10 protein-coding genes are annotated in these 8964 nt (G+C 70.7%); all 10 read left to right on the top strand.

The genetic code is table 11. The annotated features are described in order from the left end of the window. Positions 1–279 precede the first annotated feature (279 nt). The 10 genes from rpmH to GVN67_RS06500 all read left to right on the top strand — a co-directional run bounded on the left by rpmH (position 280) and on the right by GVN67_RS06500 (position 8952). Complete coding sequence (rpmH, locus tag GVN67_RS06545) at positions 280–414, top strand: 50S ribosomal protein L34 (RefSeq protein ID WP_159994002.1); 135 nt, start codon at positions 280–282, stop codon at positions 412–414. Between the two features lie 37 nt (positions 415–451). Beyond that, the gene (rnpA, locus tag GVN67_RS06540; protein ID WP_235035001.1) at positions 452–886 is read left to right on the top strand and encodes a ribonuclease P protein component; all 435 of its coding nucleotides are present in this window, start codon (positions 452–454) and stop codon (positions 884–886) included. Further along, a complete protein-coding gene (gene yidD, locus GVN67_RS06535; RefSeq protein WP_159994000.1) occupies positions 883–1218 on the top strand; it encodes a membrane protein insertion efficiency factor YidD in 336 nt (111 codons plus the stop codon). Before rnpA ends, yidD begins: the two co-directional genes overlap by 4 nt. Before the next feature lie 13 nt (positions 1219–1231). Next, positions 1232–3004: a membrane protein insertase YidC gene (yidC, locus tag GVN67_RS06530; RefSeq protein WP_159993998.1), complete on the top strand. Its 1773-nt coding sequence runs from the start codon at positions 1232–1234 to the stop codon at positions 3002–3004. Beyond that, positions 3001–3666, top strand: a complete 666-nt coding sequence (yihA, locus tag GVN67_RS06525; RefSeq protein ID WP_159993996.1) for a ribosome biogenesis GTP-binding protein YihA/YsxC — start codon at positions 3001–3003, stop codon at positions 3664–3666. Before yidC ends, yihA begins: the two co-directional genes overlap by 4 nt. Positions 3667–3771: 105 nt before the next feature. Next, positions 3772–4656, top strand: coding sequence for an acetylglutamate kinase (gene argB, locus GVN67_RS06520; RefSeq protein WP_159993994.1), 885 nt, complete (start codon positions 3772–3774; stop codon positions 4654–4656). A 110-nt stretch (positions 4657–4766) separates the two neighbouring features. Further along, entirely contained in the window at positions 4767–5588 is an 822-nt protein-coding gene (gene dapD, locus GVN67_RS06515; protein ID WP_159994011.1) for a 2,3,4,5-tetrahydropyridine-2,6-dicarboxylate N-succinyltransferase, read from the top strand. Between the two features lie 7 nt (positions 5589–5595). Continuing rightward, on the top strand, positions 5596–6723 hold the full coding sequence (gene dapE, locus GVN67_RS06510) for a succinyl-diaminopimelate desuccinylase (RefSeq protein ID WP_159993992.1): 1128 nt from the start codon (positions 5596–5598) through the stop codon (positions 6721–6723). 8 nt (positions 6724–6731) lie between these two features. After that, positions 6732–7340 carry a hypothetical protein gene (locus GVN67_RS06505; protein ID WP_159993990.1) on the top strand — a complete coding sequence of 203 codons (609 nt, stop codon included), beginning with the start codon at positions 6732–6734 and terminating at the stop codon, positions 7338–7340. Between the two features lie 229 nt (positions 7341–7569). Then, positions 7570–8952: a PleD family two-component system response regulator gene (locus GVN67_RS06500; RefSeq protein WP_159993988.1), complete on the top strand. Its 1383-nt coding sequence runs from the start codon at positions 7570–7572 to the stop codon at positions 8950–8952. The last annotated feature ends 12 nt before the right edge of the window (positions 8953–8964 follow it).

Raw genomic sequence — 8964 nt, 5'->3', positions numbered from 1 at the left:
GCAGGGGACCGGGAAGGGGAGGGCAGCGGCCTGGCGGGGCACAGATGGGGCGGCATGAGCGCGGCCGGAAGGGCGAAAACCGCCTGTCGCGCCAGGTTTTCTGGCGTAAACCGACGACCAGGCCGCCACCATGCCGTCTGCGGTTGACGGGATGGGAGGCGGCTCCCTATACGTCGCCACCTTCGCCGGACCTGCTTGCAGGCGGTCCGGCCTGTGCCGTGGCGGTTCCTCACTCGGAGGCGGCGCGGTCCCGATCTCGATCTTACGGAGTAGCGCGTCGTGAAGCGTACTTATCAGCCGTCCAAGCTCGTCCGGAAGCGCCGGCATGGTTTCCGCGCCCGCATGGAGACGGTGGGTGGCCGCAATGTCCTGGCCAACCGTCGTTCCAAGGGCCGCAAGAAGCTCTCCGCCTGAGCTGCGGCCTGGCCCGGTTGCCGGCATCGCGCGCTGCATGGCCTCGCCGCCTCGCCTGAAGCGGCGGCGCGAATTCCTTCGCGTCGCCGGCAAGGGTAGCCGCGCCGCAAGGCCGAGCCTGGTGTTGCAGGCCCTGCCGGGAACGGCGGGGCCGCTGCGCGTTGGCTTCACCGCGACCAAGAAGCTGGGCAATGCCGTGGTGCGCAACCGCACCAAGCGGCGCCTGCGCGAGGCCGCCCGGCTTCTGCTGGGCGAGGGCGCGCCGGAAGGCTGGGACCTGGTCCTGGTCGGCCGCGAAGGCACCGCCGGCCGGCCCTTCGACCTGCTGCAGGCCGATCTGCGCGGCGCGCTGCGCCAGGCGGGCGTCCTGCCGGGCGGCAAGCCGCGGCGGGAGGCAACGCCGGCGGCGGCCGAGCCGGCCGATGCCGTGCCGGGGCCCTTGGCGGTCGCCGCCGGCCCCGCCGGGCCATGAACCGGCTGCGTCGCGGCTTCCGGTCCGATCCGGCAGCCTGGCTGCTGAAGGGCGCAGTGCGCGGCTACCAGCTGACCCTGCGCGGGGTGATCGGCAGCCATTGCCGCTTCTACCCGCATTGCAGCGCCTATGCGATCGAGGCGCTGGACGACCATGGCGCGGCCAGGGGTTCCTGGCTCGCCGCGCGGCGTATCCTGCGCTGCCACCCCTGGCACCCCGGTGGCTACGACCCGGTGCCAGCGGCGGCGGCGCCGCAAGATTCCTCCGAGGCGCCGCCGACGGCGTCCTCCCCCTGCCCGCCGCCTCGTGCGGTGGCCCACACCAAGGCCTGACGGCACGGATCCGATGGACCAGAAGCGACTCCTCGCCGCGATTGCGATTTCGATCGGCATCCTGCTGGCGTTCGACCTTTGGAAGCGCGAGACCACCCCGCCTGCGCCGGCCCCCGCCGCGGTCAGCCAGCAGGCGCCTGCCAGCCCGGCGACGCCGAGCGCGGCGGTGACCCCGGCCAATCCGGGCAGCACCGACGCCGCCGTGGCCGCCCAGGCCAACCGGGCGGCGCCGCAGCGCCTGCAGATCGACAGCCCGCGCCTGTCCGGCAGCCTGCTGCTGCGCGGCGCCCGGCTGGACGACCTGGTGCTGAAGGACTACCGCGAGACCACGGCACCCGGCTCGCCGCAGGTGCGTATGTTCGCGCCCCGCGAAGAGCTGCAGCCGTATTTCGCGCAGTGGGGCTGGTCGGCCGCCGATGGCCGCACCCGCGTCCCCGACAGCGAGACCGACTGGACCGCCAGCGGCGGCCCGCTCGGGCCCGACAGCCCGGTGACGCTGTCCTGGGAAAATGGTCAGGGCCAGACCTTCCAGATCCTCGTCAGCCTCGACCGGAACTTCATGTTCCAGGTCGAGCAGAAGGTGGTGAACAGCGGCGCCGAGGCGGTGCAGGTGCTGCCCTGGACCCGCGTCCGCCGCGAGCGCACGCCGCAGGTGGCCGGCTTCTACATCCTGCATGAAGGCTTCGTCGGCGTGCTGAACGGCCGCCTGAACGAGCAGACCTACAGCCATGCCAAGGACGAGGGCGCCAAGGCCGCCGGCGTCGCGCTGAGCCAGGAGACCAGCGGTGGCTGGGCCGGCTTCACCGACAAGTACTGGCTGGCGGCGATCAGCCCGGTCGACGCGGCGCAGCCGCTGAAGACCGCCTGGCGCCATGTGGCCGAGAGCGGCCAGGACCGCTGGCAGGTGGACTTCACCACGCCGGCCCCGCAGTCGGTCGGTGCCGGCGGCAATGGCGTGATGGCGACCCGGCTGTTCGCCGGCGCCAAGGAAGTGCATCTGCTGGACGCCTATCGCGACAATCTGGGCGTCACCGATTTCGATAAGGCAATCGACTTCGGCTGGTTCTACTTCATGACCAAGCCGTTCTTCTATGCGCTGGACTACCTGTTCAAGCTGCTCGGCAATTTCGGTCTGGCGATCCTGCTGTTCACGGTTGCACTGAAGCTCGCCTTCTTCCCGTTGGCCAACAAGGCCTACAAGTCGATGGCGCGCATGAAGGTGCTGACGCCGAAGATGACCGAGATCCGCGAGCGCTATAAGGACGATCCGTCCAAGGCGCAGGCGGAGATGATGGCGCTGTACCGGACGGAGAAGGTCAACCCGGCCTCGGGCTGCCTGCCCATGCTGATCCAGATCCCGGTGTTCTTCGCCCTCTACAAGGTGCTGTTCGTCACCATCGAGATGCGGCATGCGCCGTTCTTCGGCTGGATCCGTGACCTGTCGGCGCCCGACCCGACCAACCTGTTCACCCTCTTCGGCCTGATCCCGTGGGATCCGCCGGCGATGCTACACATGCCGGTCTGGGCGCTGATCATGGGCCTGACCATGTTCTTCCAGCAGAAGCTGAACCCGGCGCCGGCCGACCCGATCCAGGCCAAGCTGTTCACCTTCATGCCGATCATCTTCACCTTCATGCTGGCGAGCTTCCCGGCCGGCCTGGTGATCTACTGGTCCTGGAACAACCTGCTCTCGATCGCCCAGCAGGCCTATATCATGCGCCACGAGCGTGAGGCCCGTAAGCGCGAGAAGGCGACCGGCAAGCTGCCGGCGAAGGCCAAGGGATGAGCGGCGGCCTGCTGGACGCCTTCGACGACGAGGCGCGCGCGGCGCTGATCGAGCAGGGGCGGCTGCTGTTCTGCCGTCCCTGCGAGTTCTACTACGCGGCGCAGAAGCTGGAGCAACTGCCACCTTCGGAGCTTCCGGAGGTGGCCTTCTGCGGCCGCTCCAATGTCGGCAAGTCCTCGCTGGTCAATGCGCTGACCGGCCAGACCGCGCTGGCCCGCGTCTCCGGCACGCCGGGCCGCACCAAGCAGCTGAACTTCTTCAACCTGGGCGACCGCCTCGCCTTGGTCGACATGCCTGGCTACGGCTACGCCCAGGCCGCCAAGAGCGTGAAGGAGGACTGGCAGGGGCTGATGTTCGACTTCCTGCGCGGCCGGCCGAACCTGCGCCGCGTGGTGCTGCTGATGGATGCGCGGATCGAGACCAAGCCGAGCGACCGCGCCGCCATGAAGCTGCTGAGCGATGCGGCCGTGATCTTCCAGATCGTGCTGACCAAGGCCGATGACGTGAAGCCCGGGCCCCTGGCCAAGCGCCAGGACGAGGTGCGCGAGCTGATCCGCCAGAACACCGCCGCCCATCCGCTGCTGATCACCAGCAGCAGCCGCAACGGCGACGGCATGGGCGAGCTCCGCGCCGAGCTCGCCGCGCTGGCCCTGCCGGCCTGACCAGAGCCGCCGGGGGCAGGGCCGTCATCGGCCCGCCCCTTGACCCTCTCGCCCGGCTTCCCGTAAGGCCTGTGCGCCACACGGGACCGGACGAGAGCCAGGGTCATGACCGACGACGCGCGTAACCAGATGGAAATCCTCGCCGGCGCGCTGCCCTTCCTGAAGCGATATGATGACCAGATCATCGTCGTGAAGTACGGCGGCCACGCGATGGGCGAGGAAGCTGCCGCGGCCCGCTTCGGCCGCGACATGGCGCTGCTCGAGCAGATGGGGGTCAACCCCGTGGTCGTGCATGGTGGCGGGCCGCAGATCAACGCCATGCTGAAGCGGCTGAACGTCCAGTCGACCTTCGTCAACGGGCTGCGCGTCACCGACGCCGCCGTGGTCGACGTGGTCGAGATGGTCCTGTCCGGCACCGTCAACAAGCAGGTCGCCGACTGCATCACCCGGGCAGGCGCCATCTCGGTGGGCATTTCCGGCAAGGATGGCGGGCTGATCCGCGCCCGCAAGCTGACCCGCACCTACCGCGACCCGGACAGCAACATCGAGCGGGTGCTCGACCTGGGCTTCGTGGGCGAGCCCGAGCATGTCGACCCGCAGGTGCTGGAGCTGCTGATCGCGGCCGATATCGTCCCCGTCGTCGCCCCGGTGGGGGTCGGCGCCGATGGGCAGACCTACAACATCAATGCCGACACGGCGGCGGGCGCCATCGCCGGCGCGCTCAGCGCCTCGCGGCTGCTGATGCTGACCGACGTGCCCGGCGTGCTGGATGCCGACAAGAAGCTGATCCCGGAGATGACGGTGGCCGAGGCCCGCGCGGGCATCGCCGCCGGCTGGATCTCGGGCGGCATGATTCCGAAGATCGAGACCTGCATCTATGCGATCGAGCAGGGGGTGAAGGGCGCGGTCATCGTCGATGGCCGGGTGCCGCATGCGGTGCTGATCGAGCTGTTCACCGATGGCGGCGCCGGCACGCTGATCCGGCCCTGACCGGAAGGGCCGGGCGCCTCGGCGCCCGGTCCGCACCACGCGGCGTTGACAGCGCTGTGGGCGACCCCGATACCGGCGCGACGGATTTCGTGCTGATCGGGGTTTCTGCCATGACGCTTGCCGCCACCATCGAGGCTCTCTGGGAGCGCCGCGCCGAGCTCTCCGCCGCCACCAAGGGCGCTGACCGGGAGGCGGTGGAGACCGCCCTCGAGCTGCTCGATTCGGGCCAGGCGCGGGTCGCCGAGCCGGACGGGCAGGGCGGCTGGAAGGTCAACCAGTGGCTGAAGCAGGCGGTGCTGCTGTCCTTCCGCCTGGAGGACAGCGCCGTCATGGAAGGCGGCTACTACGACAAGGTGCCGCTGAAGTTCGCCGGCTGGGGCGAGAACCGCTTCAAGGAAGCCGGCTTCCGCGCCGTTCCCGGCGCCGTGGTGCGCCGCTCGGCCTATATCGCGCCGGGCGTGGTGCTGATGCCCTCATTCGTCAACCTGGGCGCCCGCGTCGACACCAACACCATGATCGACACCTGGGCCACCGTCGGCTCCTGCGCCCAGATCGGCAAGAACTGCCATATCTCGGGCGGCGCCGGCATCGGCGGCGTGCTGGAGCCGCTGCAGGCCAATCCGGTGGTGATCGGCGACAACTGCTTCATCGGTGCCCGCTCGGAAGTGGCCGAGGGCGTCATCGTGGGTGATGGCGCCGTTCTCGCCATGGGCGTTTTCCTCGGCGCGTCCACCAAGATCATCGACCGCGCGACCGGCGAGGTCTTCGTCGGCCAGGTGCCGGCCTATTCGGTCGTGGTGCCGGGCAGCCTGCCGGGCAAACCGCTGCCGGACGGCACGCCGGGCCCCAGCCTCTACTGCGCCGTCATCGTCAAGCGCGTCGACGCGCAGACCCGCAGCAAGACCTCGATCAACGAGCTGCTGCGGGACTGACGCCGCCATGGACCCCGTGCCGCTGCTGCAGGCGCTGATCCGGTGCCCGAGCGTCACCCCCGCCGATGCGGGGGCGCTCGCGGTGCTGGAGGCGGCGCTGCAGCCGCTGGGCTTCGCCTGCACCCGGCTGCGCTTCGGCCCGGAGGGGGAGGAGGTGGAGAACCTCTTCGCCCGCCGCGGCACGGGATCGCCGCATCTCTGCTTCGCCGGGCATACCGACGTGGTGCCGCCCGGCGACCTGGCCGGCTGGACCGCCGATCCCTTCGGCGCCGAGATCCGCGACGGGCTGCTGCTGGGCCGCGGGGCCACCGACATGAAGGGCGGCATCGCCGCCTGGATCGCCGCCATCGCCAGCCTGCCGCGCGACCTGCCCGGCAGCCTGTCGCTGCTGATCACCGGCGACGAGGAAGGCCCCTCGGTCGACGGCACGGTGAAGGTGCTGGGCTGGATGGCCGAGAACGGCCAGGTGCCGGATGTCTGCGTGGTCGGCGAGCCGACCAGCAAGGCGGTGCTCGGCGACACCATCAAGATCGGCCGTCGCGGCAGCCTCAATGCCGCCATCACCCTGCACGGGGTGCAGGGCCATGCCGCCTATCCGCAGCGCGCCGACAACCCGGTGCACCGGCTGGTCCGCGTGCTGCACCGGCTGACCGCGCAGCCGCTCGATACCGGCAGCGAGTGGTTCGAGCCCTCGACCCTGCAGGTGACCAGCGTCGATGTCGGCAATCCGGCGACGAATGTCATCCCGGGCACGGCGCGGGCGAAGCTGAACATCCGCTTCAACGACTTGCATTCCTCGACCTCGCTGATCGCCCTGCTGCGCGCCGCGCTGGACGCGGAGGAGGCGCGCTACGAGCTCGACACCGTCTGCTCCGGCGAAAGTTTTCTGACCTCTCCCGGCCCCTTCGTCGACGCGCTGGTCGCGGCGACGCAGGCGGAGACCGGGGTGACGCCGCAGCTCGACACCGGCGGCGGCACTTCCGACGCCCGCTTCATCACCCGCTACTGTCCCGTGGCCGAGCTCGGCGCGGTGGGGACGACCATGCACAAGGCCGATGAATCGACGCCGGTGGAGGAGCTGCGGGCGCTGGCCCGCCTCTATGCCGGCGTCATCCGCCGGCTGGCCCCCGGCTGACCGCCGGCATGGTGCCGCGCCTGCCGATCGCCGAGATCTATGCCGGGCTGCGCGGCGCGCTGCTGCTGGCACGCGGCCGGGTCGAGGGCATCGCCTGGATGCCGGTCGGCGCCGAGGGCGCGGGGCGCTCCTTCTGGGCGGCCGCCTTCTGCCTGCCGATCTTCCTGGTGATGCGGCTGCTGCTGGATGCGGCGCCGGGCGATCCTTCCGGCGAGGCCGCGGCGATCGGGGCCACGCTGGCCACGCCACGCGCCGTGGTGGCGCAGCTGACCGGCTATGCCGCCGGCTGGGTGGCCTTCGCGCTCGCCGCCCTGCCGATGGCCGAGCGGATGGGGCGTGGCGCCCTCTGGCCGCGGCTGGTGGCGACCTGGAACTGGGTCAATCTGCTGCAATACGCGATCCTGTTGGTCTTCACGCTGCTGGCGCGCTGGCTGCTGCCGGTGGAGCTGCAGCCCGCCGCCAGCCTGGTCGGCATCGCCTATGCGCTGTGGCTGCAATGGTTCGCCGCGCGCGCGGCGCTGGGCGTGGGCGGGCTCCAGGCGGCCGGCCTGGTCTTCCTCGACCTGGCCCTCACCTTGTTTCTCGCCGGCCTGGTCGCGCAGCTTTCCAACGGCTGAGCCGCGCCGGCGCGCGAAGCCTGGCCGTGGAGCCTCGCTCCGACGATGCAATCTTGCTAAGATCGAGATGGTCGAAGGGCAGCCAGGCTTCAGCCAGCCTCCCCCGGCTTCGATGGGAAGACCCCGTCGGCAAGCTCCGGCAAGCAGCGGGAACGACACGGATGGCTGGCAGGGATGAACGGGTGGCGCGGCGACGGGCAGGGACAGCCCCCGGCAGGGGAATTTCGGCATGACCGCCCGCGTCCTGGTCGTCGATGATATCGCCGCCAATCTGCGCCTGCTCGAAGCGCGGCTGAACGCCGAATATTACGAGGTAACCCTGGCCTCCTCCGGGCCGGAGGCGCTGCAGCGCGCCGAGGAATGGCTGCCCGATGTCATCCTGCTCGATGTGATGATGCCGGGCATGGATGGCTACGAGGTCTGCCGGCGGCTGAAGGCCAATCCGCTGACCGCGCAGATCCCGGTGGTCATGGTCACCGCCCTGGTCGACCCGGCCGAGCGGGTGCGCGGGCTGGAGGCGGGGGCCGACGACTTCTTGTCGAAGCCCGTCGACCACCCGACGCTGTTCGCCCGGCTGCGCGCCCTGCTGCGCATGAAGCAGGTGCTCGACGCCTTCCGGCTGCGCGCCGAGACCGCCCTCGACCTCGGCTTTGAGCCGCAGGAGCGGCCCTCGGAAGGGGTGGCCGGCGCCGCGGTGCTGCTGGCCACCGAGGACGTCAACGAGGCCGAGCTGCTGGGCAGCGTGCTGGCCGCCGAAGGCGTGACCCTGCAGCTGGCCGGCAGCCTGGCCGAGGCCTGGGCGTCGCTGTCGCGCGGGCATTTCGACCTGGCCATGCTGAGCCTGTCGCTGGAAGGCGGCGAGGGGCTGCGCCTGGCGTCGCGCCTGCGCGCTCAGGCGGCGACGCGCGACCTGCCGCTGCTGCTGATCGCCGATGCCGACCAGCGCGCCCAGGTGCTGCGCGGCTTCGACCTCGGCGCCAACGACCATGTGCTGCGCCCGGTCGATCCCAACGAGCTGCGCGCCCGCATCCGCAACCAGATCCGCCGCAAGCGCTATCAGGAGCGGCTGCGCGCCGACCTGGACCGCTCGCTGGAGCTGGCGGTGACCGACAGCCTGACCGGGCTGCGCAACCGCCGCTACGTCACCCGCCACCTGGAGGGGCTGCTGCGCGCCGGCGCCGTCGCCGTGCTGCTGCTCGATGTCGACCGCTTCAAGACGGTCAACGACACCCATGGCCATGCCGTCGGCGACCAGGTGCTGCGCGAGGTGGCCGGCCGCATGAAGGAGCATCTGCGCGCCGTCGACGTGGTGGCCCGCTTCGGCGGCGAGGAATTCATCGTCGCCATGGCCGAGACCCAGCAGGAGGAGGCGCTGCAGGTCGCCAACCGCCTGCGCCAGGCCATGGCCGAGCAGCCGGTGCTGATCGGGCAGGGGCAGTCGCTGTCGATCACCGCCAGCATCGGCGTGGCGCTGACCGGGCAGGGGCAGAATCTGGCGGCGCTGGTGGCGGCCTCCGATTCGGCGCTGTACCGGGCCAAGGCCAATGGCCGCAACCGGGTGGAGCTGGCCGGGGCCGAGGACTGGAAGAAGAAGGATGCCGACGTCGCCTGAGGGCAGCGCGGC

The organism is Roseomonas sp. 18066 (genome assembly GCF_902706185.1).
Lineage (GTDB): Bacteria > Pseudomonadota > Alphaproteobacteria > Acetobacterales > Acetobacteraceae > Pseudoroseomonas.
Note: the sequence above shows the minus strand (reverse complement) of the source record. Positions and strands in the feature narration are given on the sequence as shown.

What these genes read in the sequence shown, in the direction of transcription:
- rnpA (WP_235035001.1), top strand. Translation starts at nt 452, where the DNA reads ATGGCCTCGCCGCCTCGCCTGAAGCGGCGGCGCGAATTCCTTCGCGTC.
- yidD (WP_159994000.1), top strand. Translation starts at nt 883, where the DNA reads ATGAACCGGCTGCGTCGCGGCTTCCGGTCCGATCCGGCAGCCTGGCTG.
- yidC (WP_159993998.1), top strand. Translation starts at nt 1,232, where the DNA reads ATGGACCAGAAGCGACTCCTCGCCGCGATTGCGATTTCGATCGGCATC.
- yihA (WP_159993996.1), top strand. Translation starts at nt 3,001, where the DNA reads ATGAGCGGCGGCCTGCTGGACGCCTTCGACGACGAGGCGCGCGCGGCG.
- argB (WP_159993994.1), top strand. Translation starts at nt 3,772, where the DNA reads ATGACCGACGACGCGCGTAACCAGATGGAAATCCTCGCCGGCGCGCTG.
- dapD (WP_159994011.1), top strand. Translation starts at nt 4,767, where the DNA reads ATGACGCTTGCCGCCACCATCGAGGCTCTCTGGGAGCGCCGCGCCGAG.
- dapE (WP_159993992.1), top strand. Translation starts at nt 5,596, where the DNA reads ATGGACCCCGTGCCGCTGCTGCAGGCGCTGATCCGGTGCCCGAGCGTC.
- GVN67_RS06505 (WP_159993990.1), top strand. Translation starts at nt 6,732, where the DNA reads ATGGTGCCGCGCCTGCCGATCGCCGAGATCTATGCCGGGCTGCGCGGC.
- GVN67_RS06500 (WP_159993988.1), top strand. Translation starts at nt 7,570, where the DNA reads ATGACCGCCCGCGTCCTGGTCGTCGATGATATCGCCGCCAATCTGCGC.